General features: G+C 71.8%; 18 protein-coding genes and 1 riboswitch. Of the genes, 16 read left to right on the top strand and 2 right to left on the bottom strand.

The window, feature by feature from the left end:
* Positions 1-424 precede the first annotated feature (424 nt).
* Together ACIBUY_RS28840 and ACIBUY_RS28845 are read left to right on the top strand one after the other, a co-directional pair.
* Positions 425-1,327, top strand: coding sequence for an alpha/beta hydrolase (locus ACIBUY_RS28840; protein ID WP_365566253.1), 903 nt, complete (start codon positions 425-427; stop codon positions 1,325-1,327).
* A gap of 52 nt (positions 1,328-1,379) precedes the next feature.
* Complete coding sequence (locus tag ACIBUY_RS28845) at positions 1,380-2,411, top strand: endo-1,4-beta-xylanase (protein ID WP_365566255.1); 1,032 nt, start codon at positions 1,380-1,382, stop codon at positions 2,409-2,411.
* A gap of 56 nt (positions 2,412-2,467) precedes the next feature.
* Here the strand turns inward: ACIBUY_RS28845 and ACIBUY_RS28850 are convergent, their stop codons facing one another.
* Positions 2,468-3,112 carry a TetR/AcrR family transcriptional regulator gene (locus ACIBUY_RS28850; protein ID WP_399154180.1) on the bottom strand — a complete coding sequence of 215 codons (645 nt, stop codon included), beginning with the start codon at positions 3,110-3,112 and terminating at the stop codon, positions 2,468-2,470.
* A gap of 151 nt (positions 3,113-3,263) precedes the next feature.
* Between ACIBUY_RS28850 and ACIBUY_RS28855 the strand changes: the two genes are divergently transcribed.
* The 3 genes from ACIBUY_RS28855 (at position 3,264) to ACIBUY_RS28865 (ending at position 5,716) form a co-directional block, all read left to right on the top strand.
* Positions 3,264-4,130: a hypothetical protein gene (locus ACIBUY_RS28855; protein WP_399154181.1), complete on the top strand. Its 867-nt coding sequence runs from the start codon at positions 3,264-3,266 to the stop codon at positions 4,128-4,130.
* Positions 4,131-4,199: 69 nt separating this feature from the next.
* The gene (locus ACIBUY_RS28860; protein WP_399154182.1) at positions 4,200-4,928 is read left to right on the top strand and encodes an HNH endonuclease family protein; all 729 of its coding nucleotides are present in this window, start codon (positions 4,200-4,202) and stop codon (positions 4,926-4,928) included.
* 26 nt (positions 4,929-4,954) lie between these two features.
* The gene (locus ACIBUY_RS28865) at positions 4,955-5,716 is read left to right on the top strand and encodes an N-acetyltransferase (protein WP_365566261.1); all 762 of its coding nucleotides are present in this window, start codon (positions 4,955-4,957) and stop codon (positions 5,714-5,716) included.
* Between the two features lie 44 nt (positions 5,717-5,760).
* Here the strand turns inward: ACIBUY_RS28865 and ACIBUY_RS28870 are convergent, their stop codons facing one another.
* Positions 5,761-6,630: a DUF4190 domain-containing protein gene (locus ACIBUY_RS28870; protein WP_399154183.1), complete on the bottom strand. Its 870-nt coding sequence runs from the start codon at positions 6,628-6,630 to the stop codon at positions 5,761-5,763.
* A gap of 239 nt (positions 6,631-6,869) precedes the next feature.
* Between ACIBUY_RS28870 and ACIBUY_RS28875 the strand changes: the two genes are divergently transcribed.
* From ACIBUY_RS28875 to eno, 11 genes are all read left to right on the top strand, one after another.
* On the top strand, positions 6,870-8,948 hold the full coding sequence (locus ACIBUY_RS28875; RefSeq protein WP_399154184.1) for an N-6 DNA methylase: 2,079 nt from the start codon (positions 6,870-6,872) through the stop codon (positions 8,946-8,948).
* A gap of 245 nt (positions 8,949-9,193) precedes the next feature.
* A complete protein-coding gene (locus ACIBUY_RS28880) occupies positions 9,194-9,784 on the top strand; it encodes a hypothetical protein (protein WP_365566268.1) in 591 nt (196 codons plus the stop codon).
* On the top strand, positions 9,781-11,346 hold the full coding sequence (locus ACIBUY_RS28885) for a protein kinase (protein WP_399154185.1): 1,566 nt from the start codon (positions 9,781-9,783) through the stop codon (positions 11,344-11,346). Before ACIBUY_RS28880 ends, ACIBUY_RS28885 begins: the two co-directional genes overlap by 4 nt.
* Before the next feature lie 65 nt (positions 11,347-11,411).
* Complete coding sequence (locus ACIBUY_RS28890; RefSeq protein WP_365566272.1) at positions 11,412-12,257, top strand: glycoside hydrolase domain-containing protein; 846 nt, start codon at positions 11,412-11,414, stop codon at positions 12,255-12,257.
* A gap of 136 nt (positions 12,258-12,393) precedes the next feature.
* A complete protein-coding gene (locus tag ACIBUY_RS28895; RefSeq protein ID WP_365566274.1) occupies positions 12,394-13,065 on the top strand; it encodes a SurA N-terminal domain-containing protein in 672 nt (223 codons plus the stop codon).
* Positions 13,066-13,122: 57 nt separating this feature from the next.
* Positions 13,123-14,109 carry a nucleoside triphosphate pyrophosphohydrolase gene (locus ACIBUY_RS28900; RefSeq protein ID WP_399154186.1) on the top strand — a complete coding sequence of 329 codons (987 nt, stop codon included), beginning with the start codon at positions 13,123-13,125 and terminating at the stop codon, positions 14,107-14,109.
* A gap of 23 nt (positions 14,110-14,132) precedes the next feature.
* A complete protein-coding gene (locus ACIBUY_RS28905; RefSeq protein WP_399154187.1) occupies positions 14,133-16,601 on the top strand; it encodes a hypothetical protein in 2,469 nt (822 codons plus the stop codon).
* The gene (locus ACIBUY_RS28910; RefSeq protein WP_399154188.1) at positions 16,598-17,863 is read left to right on the top strand and encodes a cytochrome P450; all 1,266 of its coding nucleotides are present in this window, start codon (positions 16,598-16,600) and stop codon (positions 17,861-17,863) included. The genes ACIBUY_RS28905 and ACIBUY_RS28910 overlap by 4 nt, the downstream gene beginning before the upstream one ends.
* 203 nt (positions 17,864-18,066) lie before the next feature.
* Positions 18,067-19,056, top strand: a complete 990-nt coding sequence (locus ACIBUY_RS28915; RefSeq protein ID WP_399154189.1) for a transglycosylase family protein — start codon at positions 18,067-18,069, stop codon at positions 19,054-19,056.
* Positions 19,057-19,237: 181 nt separating this feature from the next.
* Positions 19,238-19,393: riboswitch (cyclic di-AMP (ydaO/yuaA leader) on the top strand.
* A gap of 4 nt (positions 19,394-19,397) precedes the next feature.
* Positions 19,398-20,090 (top strand): transglycosylase family protein, encoded by a 693-nt coding sequence (locus ACIBUY_RS28920; RefSeq protein ID WP_399154190.1) that lies wholly within the window; start codon positions 19,398-19,400, stop codon positions 20,088-20,090.
* A gap of 429 nt (positions 20,091-20,519) precedes the next feature.
* Positions 20,520-21,806, top strand: coding sequence for a phosphopyruvate hydratase (gene eno, locus ACIBUY_RS28925; protein WP_365566285.1), 1,287 nt, complete (start codon positions 20,520-20,522; stop codon positions 21,804-21,806).
* Positions 21,807-21,874: the final 68 nt, after the last annotated feature.

Below are 21,874 nucleotides of genomic sequence, written 5' to 3' on the forward strand. Positions count from 1 at the left end.
GACTTTTTTCTCGGTCTCCAAGTATCCAAGTCGCCCGCTCGCCAGTGCAGTGGAAACTTTTCCGCAACTGTTTCGAGCAGTCGGTCGAAACAATTGCGCGCGAAGCGTTGACCGCCCACCGTCAAGCCACCATCATTCCTAGACGTCCGAAGACCCGGCAGTCGTCCGGGATTTCGACCAATGACGGCCTGAGCTGCACGCATGCGCACCATCCCCCCACTTCATGAGCCGCTCTGGAGTTGCCCATGCCCCTCACGCATCGCCTCCACCAGGTCCGGGACCCCAACTCCCGCGGTGAGAAACGCCAGTTGCCCTCCAAGGTCGGCCTGGTCACGCAGACGGGCTTCACCTGCTGAACCCCTCGCGTCCCCCACGTCCCCCACGTCCCCCCACGTCCCCCACGCCCCCACGTAAGGAGTCACGCATGTCGTTGAAGCGACGTACCTTCCTCGGCCTGACCGCGGCCGCGACCGCGGGTCTGAGCGTCCCCCTGCTCGACTCCGGTCTGCGGACCGCCTCCGGTGCCGAACGAGCGGCGCCCGCCCGGCAGTTCGCCGTCGGAGTGCGCCAGTTCAACTGGAGCCGCGGCAGCCGCTCGCTGTTCACCAAGGTCTTCTATCCGACCCCCGGTGCCCCCGGCGGCGCCCCCGTCCCCAACGCCCCGCTCGCGGACGGGGTGTTCCCCGTCGCGGAGTGGAACCACGGCGCGTACGGCAACTCCGACTCGTACGCCTCGCAGACCCACGCGATAGCCGCCGCCGGATTCATCTGTCCGGCACCCTCGATCTCCGACAACACCAACATCGGTTCCGTGTACGGCGGGGAGTGGTCGAGGGACGTCTCCGAGGTCCTCACCCGGACCCTGGCCCTGAACGGGAGCGGACCCTTCGCCGGACACATCGACACCGCGGCCGGCGTCGGTGTCTCCGGGCACTCGATGGGCGGCATGACCATTCACGGCCTGCTGACCGCCTGGCCCGACGAGCGGATCGTCGCCGCCGTGCCGGTCGCCTGCGTCGACATGGGCACCCCCGCGGCCTCGGTCCACGCGGGCACGCTGTTCATCCACGGTGACAAGGACCCGACCTGCCGCTACGACCTGGCCCGGCAGGCGTACCAGGAACTGCCCGCGCCCAAGGCGTTCCTCACCCACATCGGCGCGGACCACGCCTCGTACCTGAACCCGGGGTTCCCCACCTTCGACCGGACCCAGAACACCCTCGTGGACTGGTTCCGCTGGCGCCTGTACGACGACACCGCGGCCCGCGACCGACTCGCCGCGGACGCCACCGGCGCCGGCACCCGCTGGGAAGCCGCCCTGGCCTGACTCCCCACAAGAGGCCCTGTCCCGCCCCCCCCACAAGAGAGACGGAAGCGCCATGACCGACAGCTCCTCAAGAACCCGTACCTCACGACGGACCAAGTCCGTGCTCGTCGCCGCGGCGGGCGGCGCCCTGGCGGCCGCCGCCGCCCTGACCCTGTCGCCCACCGCCCAGGCCGCCGACACGCTCGGCGGCGCGGCCTCCGCGCACGGCCGGTACTTCGGTGCCGCGGTCGCCCCGCACCTCGGCGAGACCGACTACGAGTCCACGCTCAACCGGGAGTTCTCCAGCGTCGTCTCGGAGAACGCGATGAAGTGGGACGCCACCGAGCCCAGCCCGAACCAGTTCAACTTCAGCGGCGGCGACCAACTCGTCACCTACGCCCAGCAGCACGGCAAGTTCGTCCGCGGCCACACCCTGGTCTGGCACGCGCAGCAGCCCGGCTGGGTCCAGGGCCTGACGGGCGACGCCCTGCGCAGCGCGATGCGCAACCACATCACCAAGGTCGCAGGACACTACGCGGGCAAGATCGACTCCTGGGACGTGGTCAACGAGGCCTTCGAATGGGACGGCAGCCGGCGCCAGTCCAACCTCCAGAAGCAGCTCGGCGACGGCTGGATCGAGGACGCCTTCCGCACCGCGCGGGCCGCCGACCCCAAGGCCAAGCTCTGTTACAACGACTACGGCACCGACGGCCTCAACGCGAAGAGCGACGGCATCTACCGCATGGTCAAGGACTTCAAGGCCCGCGGCGTCCCGATCGACTGCGTCGGCTTCCAGAGCCACCTCGCCTCCAACTCCGACCTGAGCACGTACCGGCAGAACCTCCAGCGCTTCGCCGACCTCGGCGTGCACGTGCAGATCACCGAACTCGACGTCGGCGGCTCGGGCTCCGCGCAGGCGAACGTGTACCGGCAGGTCACGCAGGCCTGCGTCGCCGTCGCCCGGTGCAACGGCATCACCGTGTGGGGCATCACCGACAAGTACTCCTGGCGCGCCCAGGAAACCCCGCTGCTCTTCAACGGCTCGTACCAGAAGAAGGAGGCGTACGGAGCGGTCCTCGCGGCACTGAACAGCGCGACGGGCTGACCTGACATCGGCAGGGGGCCCCGGCGGCAGCTGCCGCCGGGGCCCCCTGCCGTGGCTCAGTCGCTGTCGCTGTCGCTGTCGCTGTCGCTGTCGCCGTCGCCGTCGCTGTTGCCGTTGCTGTTCCCGCCGCCTTGGAACAGCAGGTCCGCCAGCAGGCGGAAGTACTCCTCCGGGTCCTGTCCGCCCACGGGTTCCGTCAGATTCCGCGCCAGCAGCAGCGTGGCGAAACCGTGGGCCAGGGACCAGGCCGCGATTCCGGCGGTGCGGGCGTCCGCACCCCGGTTCTGTGGCGGGAGCCCGGTGATGCCGGCGCCGAGGGCGGCGGACGCGTGAGAGCGGGCGGTGACCAGCGCGGGGTCGCCGGTGTGCAGGAGTTCCGGGCGGAACATCACCTGGAAGTACGCACGGTGCCTGACCGCGAACCGTACATAGCGTGCGCCCGCCTCCCGCAGCCCGTCCGCCTCGGACAGCTCCTGCGCGAGCAGGTCGAATCCCTCCGTGGCGATCGCGGTGAGCAGGCCGGGCCGGTCGCCGAAATGGTGTGCGGGGGCGGCGTGCGAGACGCCCGCGCGGCGGGCCAGCGCCCGCAGGCTCACCGCGTCCGGACCGCCGGCGGCGATTTCGTCCAGGGCGGCGGTGAGCAGGGCGCGTCGCAGGTCGCCGTGGTGGTAGGCGCGCGCGGGCGCCGGGGTGTCGGCCATGGCCATCAGCGTACGCCCCATCTTGTCATTGACAAGTTCCCCGATGGCGCGCAATCTTGTCACTGACAAGACGTGTCAGTGGCAAGACGTGTCACTGACAAGAAGCGGGAGCGCGAACGCGCCGCTGAACGCGCCGAGGGGGATGACCGACATGGCACAGGAATCTGCTCGCACCCGCCAGATGTGGCACCTGCTGGAACCGTTGCACGCCGTCCTCTATTACGCGCCCGAGGTCTTCGAGGAGTCCGCCGCGCTCGGCTACGACGTGGCGGAGCGGTGGCCGAGCTACTTCGCGCTGCGCGCCGCTCCGCTGGGCGCAGCCGGCACCGAGCGGGTCGCGTCCGCGTTCTACAGCTTCAACCCCCACACGGTCGCCGCGCACGTACCGGCCGCATGGAAGGTCGCCTCCCCGGAGGACGTCCTGGCCGCCCGGCTGCGCGGCATCGACCGGGCCTACCGAACGCTCCTGGGTGACGTACTGGACGGCCCCGAGCTGTCGCGCGCCGCCGACCTGGCCCGGCGCGCGGCCGAGGCCGTGCACACCGAGGGGCGACCGCTGGCGGCGGCCAACGCCGAACTGCCCTGGCCCGACGCCCCGCACCTGGTCCTGTGGCAGGCCGCGACCGTGCTGCGCGAACACCGGGGCGACGGGCACCTCGTGGCGCTGCTCGCCGCGGAGCTCGACCCGGCCGAGTCGCTGGTGTCGTTCGCGGCGATCGGCGCGGCCCCCGAGCAGCAGTTCGCCAGTCGCGGCTGGCCGGAGCAGGAGTGGCGGGCCGCACGCCAACGCCTCGCCGCGCGCGGCCTGGTGGACGCCGACGGCGTCGCGACCGACGCGGGCCGCGCCCTGCGCGCCGGGGTCGAGTCCCGCACCGACCGGCTCGCCGCCGCCCCCTGGCAGGCGCTCGGCCCCGACCGCACCGCCGAACTGGCCGATCTCCTGGGCCCGTTGTGGGTAGCTGTTCTGGGGTCGGGACTGCTGCCGTCCGTCACGACCCTGGGCATCGGCAAGGTGTGATCTTGCCTCGGGTACCGTGAGCGGCGGGGGAAATAGGTCGCGAAGAGGAACAAAAGGGGAGGTACTGCCGTGGCTGTGCAGCGAGTCGGCGGTCGGATCGCGGGCGTCGTGCTGGTGGGCGTCGTCGCCGTCACCGGGTGCGAGTCGACGACCGGGACGGGCGGCGAGGCCGGGCCCGGGCCCGAGGGGAAGGCGGGCAGCGCGCTCGCCGCCGTGGACACGCTCACCGTCAAGGGGCGTGCGCCGAAGACCGGTTACGCGCGGGAGCGGTTCGGCAGCGCCTGGGCCGACACCGACTCGAACGGCTGCGACACCCGCTCCGACATCCTCAAGCGGGACCTGAAGTCGGTGCGGTTCTCGGACGGGCACTGCAAGGTGACGTCGGGCCTGCTGTCCCCCGATCCGTACGGTGGCAAGGACGTCTCGTACGCGCGCGGGCGCAGCAAGGTCGACATCGACCACCTCGTCGCCCTGTCCGACGCCTGGCAGAAGGGCGCCTTCCAGTGGGACCCGAGCAAGCGCATCGCGTTCGCCAACGACCCGCTGAACCTGCTCGCCGTCGACGCGACTCCCAACCGCAGCAAGGGAGACGGGGACACCGCGACCTGGCTGCCCGCGAACAAGGGATATCGCTGTACGTACGTCGCCGGGCAGGTCGCCGTGAAGAAGAAGTACGGGCTGTGGGTGACCGCCGCCGAACGGGACGCCATGCAAAAGGTGTTGACCACCTGCCCCGACCAGAAGCTACCGTCGGGCGGCAACCCCACCGAGGCCCCGGCGCGTTTCCACGCCCGCTGACCTCCTGTCCCTGAAGGACGTACGCCATGACCAGCGACGCGGACCTCACCATCACGACGCTCGCCGAGCGGCCCGAACTGCGCGACGCGGTGTGGACGATGGAGGACACCTGGCCGGTGTTCGTGCAGCACGACCCGGTCGGCTGGTCCTTCATGGGACGGATCGCCGCAGAGCTGCCGGAGTACGTGCTGGTCGCCACCGACCCGGCCGGGGACGTCGTGGCCAAGGGCTTCAGCGTGCCGTTCGCCCAGCACGTGGAGGGGCGCGGCGGAGTGCTGCCGGACCGGGGCTGGGACCGGGTGATCCAGTGGTCGTTCGCCGACCGCCGGCACGGCGTCGCGCCCGACACGGTCAGCGCCGTCGAGATCACCATCGTGCCGCGGCTCCTCGGCCGCGGCCTGTCCGGACGGATGCTCGCCGCGCTGCGGGAGAACGCGCGGTCCCGTGGATTCGACGAGGTCGTCGCGCCGGTGCGGCCCAGCGGCAAGCACCAGGAGCCGAAGACCCCGATGAGCGAATACGCGTACCGGGTGCGGGAGTCGGACGGGCTGCCGCACGACCCGTGGCTGCGGGTGCACGTCCGCGCGGGCGGCGTCATCGACAAGGTGGCGCCCGCCTCGATGACCGTGTCCGGCTCGCTCGCCGAGTGGCGGGCGTGGACCGGGGTCGCCTTCGACACCGCGGGCCCGGTCGAGGTGCCGGCCGCTCTCGTGCCGGTGCACTGCGACCCGGAGCGCGACGTCGCCGTGTACGTCGAGCCCAACGTGTGGGTGCGGCACGCGCTCTGAGCGCCTGCCGCACCTGATCCGTCCCCGGGCGACTGCCCGGGTGGCTACAGCTTCAGGTCCCACTGGGTCCCGTCGTACTCGAAGCTCGGCGTGACCTCGACCGTGAGGTTCTTCGCGGCGGCCGGGGCGTCGAAGGCGTAGACGACCGTGGCCTTCTTGCCGGGCAGGATCGTGCCGTCGAAGCCGCTGCCGATCTTGTCGTCGAAGATCTGCTCCGCCTCGACGCCGTCCTGGCCGGCGCGCGCGTCGGCCTGCAGCAGGCTCGCGTCGAACTTCTTCTTGCTGTCGTTGGTGACGGTCACGGTCACCTTGTAGGCGTGGTTGCCCCCCGTGTGACCCGCCGCGTACTCGCTCGGGTGGTAGGAGACCGCGTTCGACACCGTGACCGTCAGGTCGTCGTCGTAGACCACGGCGTCGCCCGCCGCCAACGGCTTGCTGGTGTCGACCTTCTTGTCGTCGCCCTTGTCGCCCTTGTCGTCGCTCTTGTCGCTGCCCTTGGCGCTGTCGTCCTTCGCGGCGCCCGAGGGCTTCGTGTCCTTCGGCTTGGTGTCCGACACCGACTTGTTGATCTCGTCGACCGCGTCGTCGACCGCCTTGAACGTGGTGACCGCGCCGAAGACCGCGAGTCCCAGGGAGATCAGCGCGAGGATCGCGCCGGTCAGGGCCACCCCCTTGTTCGTCGCCTCGCCGCGCCTGGCCCTGGCGTGCCCCGTCAGGCCCAGGATCAGGGCGACCACGCCGAGGACGCCGGCCAGCCAGAACATGATCGGGACGATCCCGGACAGGGCGCCGATGATGCCGAGGATCAGCGCGGCCGTCCCCAGGCCGTTCCGCGCGATCTGCTGCGGCTGCTGGTGCTGCGGCGGCTGGAACGGCGGGTACTGGGGGTGCTGCTGCGGCTGGGTCTGGGACATGACTGTTTCCTCCGAGATGAGAGATGCCAACCTCCCCCCGGCTTTCTCCCTGTCCGGCGGTTGGCTGAGTCAAGAACATCATGATGTGTGAACCGAGTCAACACGATTCACGAAAGGTGAGGCGTGAACAGTTGTGAATGGGGTTCTTACGCGAACGTCGGTAGGGTCGGCCACACACGGCCACACACAGACGTGCACGGCCGTACACGGCCACACACGCTCGCGAGGGGAGCCGATCGGTGCAGGACAACGCGACAGAAGTGACCGCCGCCGGGATCGCCCGGCTCGCGGGGGTGGGCCGCGCCGCCGTCAGCAACTGGCGGCGCAGGCACGCCGACTTCCCCAAGCCAGTCGGCGGCACCGAGACCAGCCCCTCCTTCGCGCTCGCCGAGGTCGAGGACTGGCTGCGCACCCAGGGCAAGCTCGCCGAGGTCCCGCTGCGCGAGCGCGTCTGGCAGCAGCTCGCCGGACACCCGGCAGGCCCGGTCACTGCCCTGCTGCACGCCGGAAGCGCCCTGCTCCTCGTGCACGACCGCCCCACCGAATGGCTCGCCCTCGGCGGCACGGACGACGACGCCGCCCTCGCCGAGCTGCTGCCCGCCGCCCTGGAAGGCGTCCTCGCCCCGCGCTTCGGCCACACCACCGAGCGGGCCCTGGCCACCCCGACGGCCACCGCGCTCCTGCCGTCCGTGCCGCTGCTGCGCGGTGCCGCCGAACTCGCCGCGGAGCTGGGCGCGCGCGGCACTTTCGCGTTCCTCCTCGGCCGCCACCTCGACGCGAACCCGCGCCAGTACACGCTGACCCCGCCGGGCCCGGCCGCGCTGATGGCCGCCCTCGCCGGGCCCGCCGCCACCGTGCTCGACCCGGCCTGCGGCACCGGCGCCCTGCTGCACGCCGTGCGCGCCGCGGACACCCGCCCGGGGCAGCGTCTCTACGGGCAGGACGCCGCCCCCGAGCTGGCCGCCCTCACCGCGCTCCGCCTCGCCCTCGACGGCAACGGCAGCGGTGACGCGCCGGTCATCCGCACCGCCGCCGCCGACACCCTGCGCGGCGACGCCCTGAGTGACGTACGGGCGGGCGTGGTGCTCGCCCACCCGCCGTTCAACGAGCGCGGCTGGGGCCACGACGAGCTGGCGTACGACCCGCGCTGGGAGTACGGCTTCCCGGCCCGCACCGAGTCCGAACTGGCCTGGGTGCAGCACGCGTTGGCCCGCCTCGAGGACGGCGGCACCGCCGTCCTCCTGATGCCGCCCGCCGTCGCGTCCCGCCGTTCGGGGCGCCGCATCCGCGCCGACCTGCTGCGCCGCGGCGCCCTGCGCGCGGTGATCGCGCTGCCCGCGGGCGCCGTCCCGCCGAACAACATCCCGCTGCACCTGTGGGTCCTGCGCCGCCCCGCCGCGACCGTCCCCGCGGCGCCCGAGCTGCTGCTCGTCGACACCACGGCCGCCGCCTCCGGCGACGTACGCGAGAAGCAGGCCTGGGACGCCGTGCAGGAAGCCGTGCTCGACGCGTGGCGCGCCTTCGACCGTGCCGGTTCCCTGGCCGAGCGGCCCGGCCTGGCCCGCTCCGTGCCCGTCATCGAGCTGCTCGACGACGAGGTCGACCTCGCGCCCGCCCGCCGCCTGCCCCCGCCGGCCGCGGGCGGCTCGGGCGCCGAGGAGCTGACCGCCGTGCGCGGACGGCTCGCCGACACCCTGCGGCTGGCCACGGAGCTGACTCCGAGGGACGCGCGGCCCGCCGCCGCGGCGTCGCGCTGGCCGCAGACCACGATCGGCGAGCTCGCGCGCGCGGGCGCCCTCACGCTGCACACCGCCGCGGCCTCCGGCGCCACCGGCGGCCACGCGCGCGTGCCGATGCTCACCGACCACGACGTGCTCACCGGCGCCGCCCCCTCCGGCACGCACACCACCGCGGACGAGCCCGTCCTGCTGGAGCCCGGCGACGTCGTCGTGCCCGTCGTCGGCGGCGGCTCCGTCGTCCGTGTCGTCGACGAGGCCACCGCGGGCGCCGCCCTGGGCCGGGGCCTCGCGCTCCTGCGGCCCGATCCGGCGGCGCTCGACCCGTGGTTCGTCGCCGGGTTCCTGCGCGGCACCGCGAACAACCGGCAGGCCAGCAGCTACGCGTCGACCGCGACCCGGCTCGACGTGCGCCGCCTCCAGCTGCCCCGCCTGCCGCTGGCCGAACAGGCCGGGTACGGCGACCGGTTCAGGTCCCTCGCCGCCTTCGAGGACGCGCTGCGCCTCGCGGTCAGGCTCGGCGAGCAGCTCGTCCAGGGGCTGCACGACGGACTTACGGACGGCACTGTGGAACCGGAGTGAGGGCGTGCGCGTGAACCGGTGTAAGGCCGGAGTGAGGACAACCCGGGTTCCGTTGTCCGCGTCGGCCTATACGCTCGGTGCAGCACCAATTTTCGCCGGCTTGACCTTCATCGGCCCGACCGTCATCAGCTCGACCTTCGCCAGCCAGTCCTTCGCAACGTAGGCACCCACCAGCAGGAGCACCCATGCACGGCCACGGCTATGCACCCCCGCCCAGGCTCCCTTCTTCCGGAGCACTGGCGGGCATGCGCGTGCTCTTCGTGGCCATCGCCGTCCTCAGCATCGGCTTCCTCGGCTTCGTGCCCATGCTCCGGCTCGCCCTGACGACGCGCAGCAAGGTCAACTGGCGGGTCTTCATAGCCGTGGCCGCGGTCCAACTGGTGTGCTGGATCGGCATCTTCAGCGACCCGGGCGCGGAGGAGTTCACCAGTTGGTACGGGAACGGCGGGATGGGCCTGATGCTCATCAACATGGCCGTCTCGGTCACGTACTACCTGATCGCCGACATCCGCTTCCACGGCCACCGGACCCAGCAGGCCGCGACGGCGTCCCTGATGTACGGCGCCCCGCCGGTCGGCACCCCGTACGGCTACCCGCCGCAGGCCCCGGCCCAGCCCTACATGCCGCAGCCGCAGCCCCAGGCGCCCATGCACGCGATGCCCACCCAGGCCGCGGGCCCCGCGCCGACGCCGACCCCCACTCCGGCCACCGCGCCGACCCCGGCGCCCCCGGCCGCCCCGCAGAGCCAGCCGGGGCCCCCGCACCGCATCGACCAGGTCCGCGCCGAGCTGGACGAGCTCAGCGACTACCTGCGCAAGCAGGACGGCGGCCGGTGACCTCTGTGTCCGGCCCCTCCACCACCGGCGGCCGCGTCATCGCCGGACGCTACGAACTGTCCACGCTCATCGGCCAGGGCGGCATGGGCCAGGTCTGGACGGCGTACGACCAGCGCCTCGACCGCCGCGTCGCCGTGAAGCTGCTGCGCCCCGACCGCGTCGCCGGCCACGAGGCCGACGAGCTGCGCCGCCGCTTCCTGCGCGAGTGCCGCGTCACCGCCCAGGTCGACCACCCGGGCCTGGTCACCGTGCACGACGCGGGCGCCGAGGGCGAGGGCATCGGCTCCGAGCTGTACCTCGTCATGCAGTACATCGACGGGTCCGACCTCGGCGACCACCTCGCCGAGCACGACCCGTACCCGTGGCAGTGGGCCGTCTCGATCGCCGCCCAGCTGTGCGCCGTCCTGTCGGCCGTGCACGCGGTGCCGATCGTCCACCGCGACCTCAAGCCGCGCAACGTGATGGTGAAGAAGGACGGCACGGTCACCGTCCTCGACCTCGGCGTCGCCTCCGTCCTCGACTCCGACACCACGCGCCTGACCCACACCGGTTCCCCCATCGGCACGCCCGCCTACATGGCGCCCGAGCAGGCGATGGGCGGCGCCGTCGGCCCGTACACCGACCTGTACGCGCTCGGGGTGCTGCTGCACGAACTCCTCAGCGGAGACGTCCCGTTCGCGGGCACCACCGCCCTCGGCATCCTCCACCGCCACCTGTACGAGGCCCCGCTCCCGGTGCGTCAACTGCGCCCCGAAGTACCGGAGGCCCTGGAGAACCTGGTGCTGCGCCTGCTCGCCAAGGACCCGCAGCACCGGCCTGCCTCCGCGCAGCAGACGTACGAGGAACTGCTCCCGCTGCTGCCCGCGCGCGGAGTGCCCACAGGCCACCCGCTCGACCCGACCCGCCCCTTCCTCCGCCCGCACGCCCCCTGGCCCGACCGGGCCGTGACGCCCGCGCCGCAGCCCGCCGGAGCCGAGATGCAGGGCGCCCAGGGCGAGCGCCCGGACGTGGCCCGCGCCGTCGACGAGGTCAAGCGGCTGCTCGGCGAGGGCCGCATCACGCAGGCCGTCGACATCCTCGGCGCGATCCTGCCCGCGGCGGCGGCCCAGCACGGCGAGCACTCGCCCGTCGTGCGCACGCTGCGCAAGCAGTACGCGGCGACGCTCATGGACGACGGCCAGTACCGCCGCGCCCTGCCCGAGCTGCGCCGGCTCGCCGACGAGCGCGCCGCGGAGGCCGGGCACGCCGACCCGGCCTCCCTCCAGTTCCGCTACGAGGCCGCCCAGTGCCTGGAGGCCCTCGGCGAACCGGCCGCGGCCCTCGCCGAGTACCGCTCGCTCCTGCCGTACTACGAGAACCAGTACGCGACCACGGACCTGCGCCTCGCCCTCGAAGTGCGCCGCCGCATCGGCCAGTTGCTGCTCGCCGTCGGCGACCGGGGCGCCGCCCACGAGACGCTGATCCGGCTGCTGCACGACTCCGAGCGGCTGCACGGCCCGGGCCACCCGTTCCCGGCCGAGGTGCGGCGCACGCTGCAGTGGCTCGGGCAGGTCCGGGGCTGAGCGCTCCGCACCGACCGGCTATCTTTCGTAGCCGAAGATCAGCAACCAGGGGTGGGGATCTCAGCATGTCCAAGTCCGGGAGCCGCGGGAGCCACAGACTCTCCAAGCGCAACCGTTACGTCGCCTGGGGCGCGGCCGGTGCCGTCGTCGTCGCGGGCGGCGCGGTCGCCGCGAACACCGCGTCGGCGGCCACCACCTGGCCCGCCCAGAAAACGTTCACGGGCCGCGCCTTCGACACCTGCACCGCGCCGTCCGCCGCCGCCATGAAGGCCTGGCGCACCGGCTTCTACGGAGCGGCGGCCGTCTACATAGGCGGCAAGAACCGCGGCTGCAACCAGCCCAACCTCACCCAGTCCTGGGTCAAGACCGTCAACTCCCAGGGCTGGAAGCTGATCCCGCTCTACGTAGGCGCCCAGCCGCCCTGCCAGACCGGCACCCGCAACGAGAAGATGACCACGTCGAACGCCGCCACGCTCGGCGCCGCCGACGGCAAGGACGCCGTGGCCAAGGCGTCCGCGCTCGGCATGAAGGCGGGCAGCGCGCTCTACCTCGACATGGAGCCGTACGACATCAAGAACGCGTCCTGCAACAAGGCCGTGCTCTCCTACGTGCGCGCCTTCACCAAGACGCTGCGCGGCAAGACCTACCGGGCCGGCTACTACGGCTTCAGCAGCTCGAGCGCGGCCGCGATCGCCACCGAGAAGGACCGCACGGACCTGCCGGGCAACCTCTGGTACGCCAAGTGGGACAAGCTCGCCACGACCACCTCCGACTGGCCCTGGTCGACGTCGCTGTACACGAACCACAGCCGCGGCCACCAGTACATGGTGAACAGCAAGGAGAAGCGCGGCAGTTACACGATCACCGTGGACCGCAACGCGTGGGACGCCCCCGTGGCCATCGTCGGCTGAGCACGGCGGAGCCCGACCGAGTACCTCAACTCGCGGCGAATCGTTGTCGAATAGGTGGCCGAGCAGTCGGCCACCTCCTACTATCGATCACGGACTTTGTGCACCGACGCACAAACTCGCCGCAGGGAGGCCCACCTTGCACCGCCGCAACAGCCGCCGCACCGCCATCGCGCTCACGTCCGCCGCCGTGGCCGTCCCCCTCCTCACCGCCTGCGGAGGCGAGGCCCACCCCGGCGCCGCGGCCGTCGTCGGCGGCCAGCGCATCACGGTCTCCCAGCTGGAGAGCCGGGTGAACGAGGTGCGGGACGCACAGCAGGCTGCCACCACCGACAGCGCGCAGTACGAACAGGCCATCGCCAAGACCGGCGGCCTGACCCGCAACACGCTGCACACGATGGTCCTCGACCGGGTCCTGCACCGCGCCGCCACCGACGAGGGCATCACGGTCACCCGCAAGGAGATGCAGGACATGCGGGCCGGCCTGGAGCAACAGGCGGGCGGCGCCAAGCAGTTGGAGACCGCCTGGCTGGCGCAGTACAGCGTCGCGCCGAAGCGGCTCACCGAGTCCCTGCGCACCGAGATCGAGGCGCAGAAGCTCGCGACGGCGCTCGGCGCCGACATGCAGACCGAAGCGGGCAAGGCCGTCTTCTGGAAGGCCCTCGGCAAGGCGTCCAAGGAGCTCAACGTCGGCCTGAACCCGCGCTACGGAGCGTGGGACGTGGCCAACAGCAGCCGCGTCGACGCCAAGACGCCGTGGCTCAAGCAGGTCACCGCGGTGCCGTCGGCGGAGCAGCAGCAGACCGCGTAGCCCCGTCGTGGCGGGGACGGCACGAGGACTGTCGGCGGCCTGCGTTACGTTCGACGGGTGAACGACTCAGACACCGCGGGCCGCATCGTCCTGCTCACCACCAGCCACCGGGTCGCCCCCGGCCTGCTGTCCTGGCAGGCGTGGGCGACCCTGCGCGACGCCGCCGACGTCCTGTGCGCCGACGCCGCGCACCCGCAGCTGCCGTACCTGAAGGAGGCGGGCGTCGAGGTCACCGTCGTGACCACGACGGCCCGCGACCTCGTCGACCGCTGCGCCGACGGCGGCCGCACCGTCGTCGTGCTCACCACCGCCGAGGGCGACCGCCGCCTCACCGACGGCCTCGCCGCCCTCGCCGGTTCGGGCCGCGAGCAGATGCCGTCCCTGGAGCTGCTCCCCGGCTCCTACGACCTGCCGGGCGCCCGGCTGCTCGATCTCGTCCAGGTCATGGACCGGATCCGCGTCGAATGCCCGTGGTCGTCCCGGCGCACGCACGAGGACCTCGCCAAGTACGCGCTGGAGGAGGCGTACGAACTGGTCGAGGCGATCGAGACGGGGGACAGGGACGAACTGCGCGAGGAGCTCGGCGACGTGCTGCTCCAGGTCGTCTTCCACGCCCGGATCGCCCAGGAGGCGACCGGCGAGGGCGACGAGGGGGAGCCGTTCTCCATCGACGACGTCGCGGGCGGCATCGTCACCAAGCTCATCCACCGCCACCCGCACGTCTTCGGCGACGACACCGCCTCCACCCCCGAGGAGGTCAAGGAGCACTGGCTGCGCACCAAGGCGGAGGAGAAGCAGCGGGAGTCGGTCACGGACGGCGTCCCGGTCGGCCAGCCCGCTCTCGCCCTCGCGGCGAAGCTCGGCTCGCGCGTGCGCACGGCGGCCCTGGACGTCCCGCTGCCCACGGGCCAGGGCGTCGGCTACGAACTCCTGGCACTCGCCCTGCGCGCGGAGGAGGCCGGGGTCGACCCGGAGGCGGCACTCAGGGCTGCCGCCCGGGCCTATCGGGACGCGGTTCGGGCCGCTGAGGGGCTCGCGGGTTAGTACCGTTGCCCCAGGGTCGGTTCGTGGGGCTGGGGGCTTGTGTGGAGCGGGAGTTGGCGGAGCTGGCGGCTTCGGGGGCGAAGGTGCTCGTCTCCGCGATGGGGGAGGGCGGGTCCGGAGCCTGGCCGATGACCCGGGACGTGTTCCTGGAGTTCTTCCGGGAGGCGGGCGACGTGGCCGCGGTGGAGCTCGCCCTCGAACGGGACGCGACCGGTCTCCGGCTCGGCACGAAGGACCGTGCGGTCACCGAGGCCGCATGGTGCGCGGACCTGTCGGACGCCGTGCGCCGGGACCGGCGGCTCGAGCCGGCGCTCCGGTCGGCGCTCTCCTTCCTCTATGCGACGCGTGCCCGGGGCCGTACCCGGGCGGCCTGGCGGTGCGGACACTGCGACACCTTCAACAGGTTTTCCGACGGCTCCTGCGGGATCTGTGGCGCGGAAGCGCCCGCGGGCGAGCGCTTCTTGCGGGTCCTGGCGGTCGACACCGCGCCGGACCCGGGCGACGCACAGGGGGACGCGCGCCCCGCCGGCGTACCGGCCGGTGTGACGGGGGAGTCCACGCAGCGGACCGTGGGCGGCACGGTCTACACCACCACCAGCACCATCAGCGGCGGCACCCAGCAGTCCGTGACCCAGGCCGCCCACATCGGCACCCTCAACCAGCACTTCGGGCCCGTCCCCGACGGAGTCGACTGGCGGCCCGTCCACGAGGTCGGTCCCGCCGAGTTCGGGGTGCGCCCCACCCGGCGCGTTCCGGGGCTGCCCGACATCCCGCCGTACGTCCCGCGCGACCGCGACGCCGAACTCGCCGAGCGGCTCACCCTGAACGGGCTCGTCCTGCTCCTCGGCAAGCCGGTCACCGGAATGTCGTACACCGCCTGGCACGCGGCGCACTGCCTGGACGGGTACCAGTTCTACGCCCCCGAGCGCGGCGCCGATCTGCGCGCGCTGCTCGGCGCGCTCAGGGGGAGCCCCGGCCGGTATCTGCTCTGGCTCGACGACATCGAGGGGCACCTCGGTGAACGCGGCCTGGAACCAGGCCTGTTGGGGCGTCTGACGGCGCTCGGCGTGCGGGTGCTCGCCACGATGGACGCCGACGCGTACTACGAGCGCAGGACCGGTTCGACACCGGGCGACCGGGTCGTCGGGCACGCGCACACCGTGGAGCTTCCGAGGGCCTGGAGCGACGCGGAGTTCGCGCGCCTGGCCGAGCAGACGGAGGACCCGCGCGCGTACGAGGCGTACCTGTGGACCGATGGCAACAACCCGGCCGCGTACCTGGCGCTCGGGCATCTGCTGTACGAGGAGTGGCAGCGGCTCAGCGCGCGCGACGCCGACCCGGACGGCGTCGCGACCGTGCGGGCCGCTCTCGACGTGGCGCGGTGCGGGTACGCGGGGGCGGTGCCGGCCGAACTGCTCAGGGACCTGGGCGCGTCCGACCTCGGAGAGTGGGCCGTGCAGGAACGGATCGGCAACGTCGGCTTCCTGATGCCGGGGCCGGAGCCGGACACCTGGCGGGCGCACGGGGCGCTGGTGGCGGGAGAGCTGCGGACCGCGAAGGAGCCGGTCTCCGAGGAGCGGCTGTGGGAGATGTACGAGTACACCGCACCGGACTCCCCGGAGGACCGCGCGGTGATCGAGACCCTCGCCGCGACGCTGCGCCCGCGTGCCGAGGCGGGCGACATGGAGGCCGCGTACGAACTGTCGGGCCTGCTTCCCTTCGGGCCGGAGGCGGAGCGCCTGCTGCGGCAGGCCGCCGACGCGGGCATGGCGAACGCCATGTCCGCACTCGGCGGCAGCCTGCTCCGCCACGGCAGGGCGGACGAGGCCGTCCCCTACCTGGAGCAGGCCGCCGCGCAGGGCGAGACCTGGTCGGCGCTCAAGCTCGCCCTCCACTACCGCACCCGTGCCGAGGAACTGTTCACCGGGGTGGCCGAGAAGAGGCCTCTTCACGGCCTCTCCCTGGGCGACCTCATCGCCGGGACCCCGGGCCGCCAGGCCGAGGCGATGCGGCACTACCTCGCGGCGTGGCGGGCCGGCAACCGTTTGGTGGGCCTGCGCATCGCCGGTGTCCTGCACGACTGGGGCGACACGGACGGGGCCGAACTCTGGTACCGGCACGCGGCCGCCGCCGGGGACCCACTGGCCGCCTACTACCTCGGCGTCCTCCTCTACAACAAGAGAGACCACGACACCGAGGCCGAAGAACTCCTCACCCGCGCCGCCGACGCGGGCCACGCCGCGGCGACCACCGCGCTCGGCCTGCTCAAGGAGCGGCAGGGCCACCGCGAGGAGGCGTACGCGTACTACGCGCGGGCTGACGAGGCCGGTCACGCCGAAGCCGCCTATCGCATCGGCCTCATGGCGACGGACCCCAGCGTCGGCACCCGCACCCGCTGGCTGCAGCGGGCCGCCGACCGAGGCCACTACGACGCGGGCCTGGCCACCGGCGCGTTCGAGCCACCCGCCGCTCCGGATACGGTCGAGGAGTGACCGAAAGCCCCGCCCCGCAGGAAACCCCCGCCGCCCCCGAACTCTTCACCTGGGAGTTCGCCAGCGACCCGTACCCCGCCTACGCCTGGCTGCGCGAGCACGCCCCCGTGCACCGCACCACGCTGCCCAGCGGCGTCGAGGCCTGGCTGGTCACCCGGTACGCCGACGCCCGCCAGGCCCTCGCCGACCAGCGGCTCAGCAAGAACCCGGACCACCACGACGAGCCGAGCCACGCCAAGGGCAAGACCGGCATCCCGGGCGAGCGCAAGGCCGAGCTGATGACGCACCTGCTCAACATCGACCCGCCGGACCACACGCGCCTGCGCCGCCTCGTCTCGAAGGCGTTCACCCCGCGCACGGTGGCCGAATTCGCCCCTCGCGTCCAGGAGTTGACCGACCGGCTCATCGACGAGTTCGCCGCCAAGGGCGAGGCCGACCTGATCCACGACTTCGCCTTCCCGCTCCCCATCTACGCCATCTGCGACCTGCTCGGCGTCCCGCGCGAGGACCAGGACGACCTGCGGGACTGGGCGGGCATGATGATCCGCCACGGCGGGGGCCCGCGCGGCGGCGTCGCCCGCTCGGTCAAGAAGATCCGGAACTATCTGGTCGAGCTCATCCACCGCAAGCGCGACGAGCCCGGTGACGACCTGATCTCCGGCCTCATCCGCGCCTCCGACCACGGCGAGCACCTGACGGAGAACGAGGCCGCCGCGATGGCCTTCATCCTCCTGTTCGCCGGTTTCGAGACGACCATCAACCTCATCGGCAACGGCACGTACGCCCTGCTGACCCACCCCGAGCAACGCGAACGCCTCCAACTGGCCCTCGAAGAAGGTGATGTCGGTCTCCTCGAGACCGGCGTCGAGGAACTGCTGCGCTTCGACGGCCCGGTGGAACTGGCGACCTGGCGCTTCGCGACCCAGCCCCTCACCATCGGGGGCCAGGACATCGCCGTCGGCGACCCGGTCCTCGTGGTGCTCGCGGCGGCGGACCGCGACCCCGAGCGCTTCGCCGAGCCCGACACCCTCGACCTCGCGCGCCGCGACAACCAGCACCTGGGCTACGGCCACGGCATCCACTACTGCCTCGGTGCACCGCTGGCCCGCCTGGAAGGACAGACCGCGCTCGCCACCCTCCTGACGCGCCTGCCGGACCTGCGACTTGCGGGGGAACCTGCCGATTTGCGCTGGCGCGGCGGCCTCATCATGCGTGGACTGCGCACGCTGCCGGTCGAGTTCACGCCGCGTCAGGACGGTTGACCCGGGCCGGTCCAGACCTTAAGCGGACCCTAAAGATCTGACGGTTCGTCAAACCTGTGACTTTCACGTGATCTCCGCTGCATCGACTTGTGACAAGCGTTCGAGTCCCGCTACGTTCACCAGTCATCGCGACAGGCGCCTCCGAGGCACCACCGGCACCACCCGTCGCACGTAGCAGCATCAATCTCGCGAAAGGCCACCGCATGCTCTCCGGGAACGGTCGTCACCGTCGCCCCCGTCAGGCCCCTGCTCTCGTCGTCGCCGCCGGCATCACCGGCAGCGCCATCGCGATCCCGCTGCTCGCCGCGACCAACGCGAGCGCCGCCTCGACCACGACGTGGGACAAGCTCGCCGAGTGCGAGTCCGGCGGCCAGTGGAGCCTGGACGCGGGCAACGGGTATTACGGCGGGCTGCAGTTCTCGCAGGAGATGTGGGAGCAGTACGGCGGCCTGGACTACGCCCCGCGCGCCGACGAGGCCAGCCGTTCGCAGCAGATAGCCGTCGCCGAGAAGGTGCTCGACGCCAAGGGGCCCCAGGCCTGGCCGAGCTGCTCGATCCTCGCGGGTCTCACCAAGAGCGACGACTCGGCCGATGTGGACCCGGGCGTGAGCGCGTCTCCGCAGCCGACGGGTTCGTCCGACGTGTCCGACACGTCCGAGTCGCCGGACGGCTCGGACGCCTCGCATGAGAAGAGTCACGGCAAGTCGGGCAAGTCCGGTGCGTCGGACTCGGCGTCGGACGCCCCGTCAGCTGACGCCTCGGGTGATACCTCCGGTAACGCGGCGAGCGACGAGCCCGCCGATAACGCGTCCGGCAATTCGGACAAGTCCGGCCAGAAGGGCTCGACTTCCCCGGCCGACCCGGAGTCCTCCGCGTCCGCCACCCCGGCGCCCTCCTCCGATCCCGCCGAATCCGGCGGCCGTCACCGCGGCGACCGTGCCGCCGACGACGCGGCCGGCTCCGCCGACTCCCGTACGGGAGAAGGGCGTCACGCCTCGCGCGAGGACCGGCGCGACGACGGGAGCTACACCGTCCGCTCCGGCGACAACCTCTGGGACATCGCCGACGCCCATGACGTACAAGGCGGATGGACCGCGCTGTACGACCTGAACAAGAAGACGGTCGGCGCCGACCCCGACCTCATCCTTCCTGGTCAGAGTCTGGATCTTGGGCTCGAATCGGGCGAAAAGTAGCGGGAGTTCAGGGTGAGTTGAGGCGCGTATGTCCACTTTTGCGCGAGTGAGACATGAGTCTCAAAGACCCTGATCGTCTTTGAAATCGGGCGGATCGACTGCTTACGGTCGTGACCGCTCGCCACAGCGGGCCCCGATGGACGTCACGCCGAATCCTGCCGACGCCCGTACGGGAACAGTCGACGCGTCAGCGCCGTAGGCAGGAGCGGGGGACCCAGGTAAGTGCCGTTCGGGAGACCGGAACGGCTTGGGGTTAAGCCGCGCACAAGGATGCGCGGCCGGGCACTCACTGGCCCGAACCCGACAGCTCACCTCGTAGGCGTCGGTGAGGGGATCTCTCCATGCTGTTCTCCAGCAAGGGCAAGCACCGCCGCCCGTCCAAGGCCGTCCGTGTCGCCACGCTCGCCGGTGTCACCGGTGCCGCCGTCGCCGTGCCGCTCATGGGTGCCACCGGCGCCTCCGCCGCCACCACCTCCGAGTGGGACCAGGTCGCCTCCTGCGAGTCCGGCGGCAACTGGTCGATCAACACCGGCAACGGCTACTACGGCGGCCTGCAGTTCTCGGCCTCCACCTGGGCCGCGTACGGCGGCACCGCCTACGCCTCCACGGCCAACCAGGCCTCCAAGGCGCAGCAGATAGCCGTCGCCGAGAAGGTCCTCGCCTCCCAGGGCAAGGGCGCCTGGCCGAGCTGTGGCGTGGGCCTGTCCGGCGCCTCCACGGGCAACTCCGCCCCGGCCGCCGAGACCCAGCAGCAGCCGCAGCAGCAGAGCCAGCCCAAGCAGCAGGCCCAGCCGAAGCAGCAGCGCTCGGAGTCCTCGACCACCACGCGCTCCGAGAAGCGCGCGACCGTCACCACCCCGACCGGCAAGAAGGTCAAGAAGGGTGACGGCGAGTACAAGGTGAAGTCCGGCGACACCCTCAGCAAGATCGCCGAGGCGCACGGCACCACCTGGCAGAAGCTCTTCAAGCTGAACAAGGACATCGTCAGCGACGCGGACCTGATCTACCCGGGTCAGCAGCTGCACCTGAAGTAAGCCGCGGTTGTACAGGAGCGCGCTCGGCCTCGGCGGACGCCGAACCGCTCCGCTGGTAACCCCGTCCCCACGGGCCGCTCATCTTGGGGAGCCCCCATCCCGGAAACCGGGGTGGGGGCTTCTCTCGTCCGCCGACCGCGGCCCGGTGGTCCTGCTTCGCGCAGTTCCCCGCGCCCCTGAAGGCATGCGCTCCGCGCAGCCTTCCCCGCCGACCCGCACAGGCCCAATGGACCGCGCCCACCAGGGCCGATGGCCCACCCCGCGCCGGCCGGAGGCCCCCGTCTTTGTTCCGTTAAGAAACATTTCGCTCTCGGCGTGTCCCACAGGGCGGGCGTTCGGATGGCCGATGCCCGGGAGCCGGTTAGGCTCATGAATGCGGGACTGCGTCACCTAGGCGTCCCGCCCAGTTGCGTCACATCCCAGAAGGAGATGCTCGTGCCGTCCATCGACGTCGTCGTAGCCCGGGAAATCCTGGACTCCCGAGGCAACCCCACGGTCGAGGTCGAGGTCGGCCTCGACGACGGCAGCACGGGTCGTGCTGCCGTCCCGTCGGGCGCCTCCACCGGTGCCTTCGAGGCCATCGAACTCCGTGACGGTGACCCCAACCGTTACCAGGGCAAGGGCGTCGAGAAGGCCGTCCTCGCCGTCATCGAGCAGATCGGCCCGGAGCTCGTCGGCTACGACGCCACCGAGCAGCGCCTGATCGACCAGGCGATGTTCGACCTGGACGCCACCGACAACAAGGGCTCGCTCGGCGCCAACGCCATCCTCGGCGTCTCCCTCGCCGTCGCGCACGCCGCCTCCGAGGCCAGCGACCTGCCGCTGTTCCGCTACCTCGGCGGTCCGAACGCGCACCTGCTGCCCGTCCCGATGATGAACATCCTGAACGGTGGGTCGCACGCCGACTCCAACGTCGACATCCAGGAGTTCATGATCGCCCCGATCGGCGCGGAGTCCTTCTCCGAGGCCCTGCGCTGGGGCACCGAGGTCTACCACACCCTCAAGTCCGTCCTGAAGAGCAAGGGCCTGTCCACCGGCCTCGGCGACGAGGGCGGCTTCGCCCCGAACCTGGACTCCAACCGCGCCGCCCTCGACCTCATCGTCGAGGCCATCAAGCAGGCCGGTTACGTCCCGGGCGAGCAGGTCGCCCTGGCGCTCGACGTCGCCGCCTCCGAGTTCTACAAGGACGGCAAGTACCAGTTCGAGGGCAAGGAGCGCTCCGCCGCCGAGATGACGGAGTACTACGAGGAGCTCGTCTCCGCGTACCCGCTCGTCTCCATCGAGGACCCGCTGTACGAGGACGACTGGGCCGGCTGGAACGTCATCACCGAGAAGCTGGGCGACAAGGTCCAGCTCGTCGGCGACGACCTCTTCGTCACCAACCCGGAGCGCCTGGCCCGCGGCATCGAGGAGAACTCGGCGAACGCCCTCCTGGTGAAGGTGAACCAGATCGGCTCGCTGACCGAGACCCTGGACGCCGTCGAGCTGGCCCAGCGCAACGGCTTCAAGTGCATGATGTCGCACCGCTCCGGCGAGACCGAGGACGTCACCATCGCCGACCTCGCCGTCGCCACGAACTGCGGCCAGATCAAGACCGGCGCCCCGGCCCGCTCCGAGCGCGTCGCCAAGTACAACCAGCTCCTGCGCATCGAGGAGATCCTGGACGACGCGGCGGTCTACGCCGGTCGCAGCGCATTTCCCCGCTTCAAGGGCTGAACCTTCTGACGGAAGGTAGTTACGTACGTCCCCGCACTCGGTCCCGTACCGTGTGCGGGGACGTACGT

Origin of the sequence: Streptomyces sp. NPDC050085, assembly GCF_044460595.1 — a bacterium.
Lineage (GTDB): Bacteria > Actinomycetota > Actinomycetes > Streptomycetales > Streptomycetaceae > Streptomyces.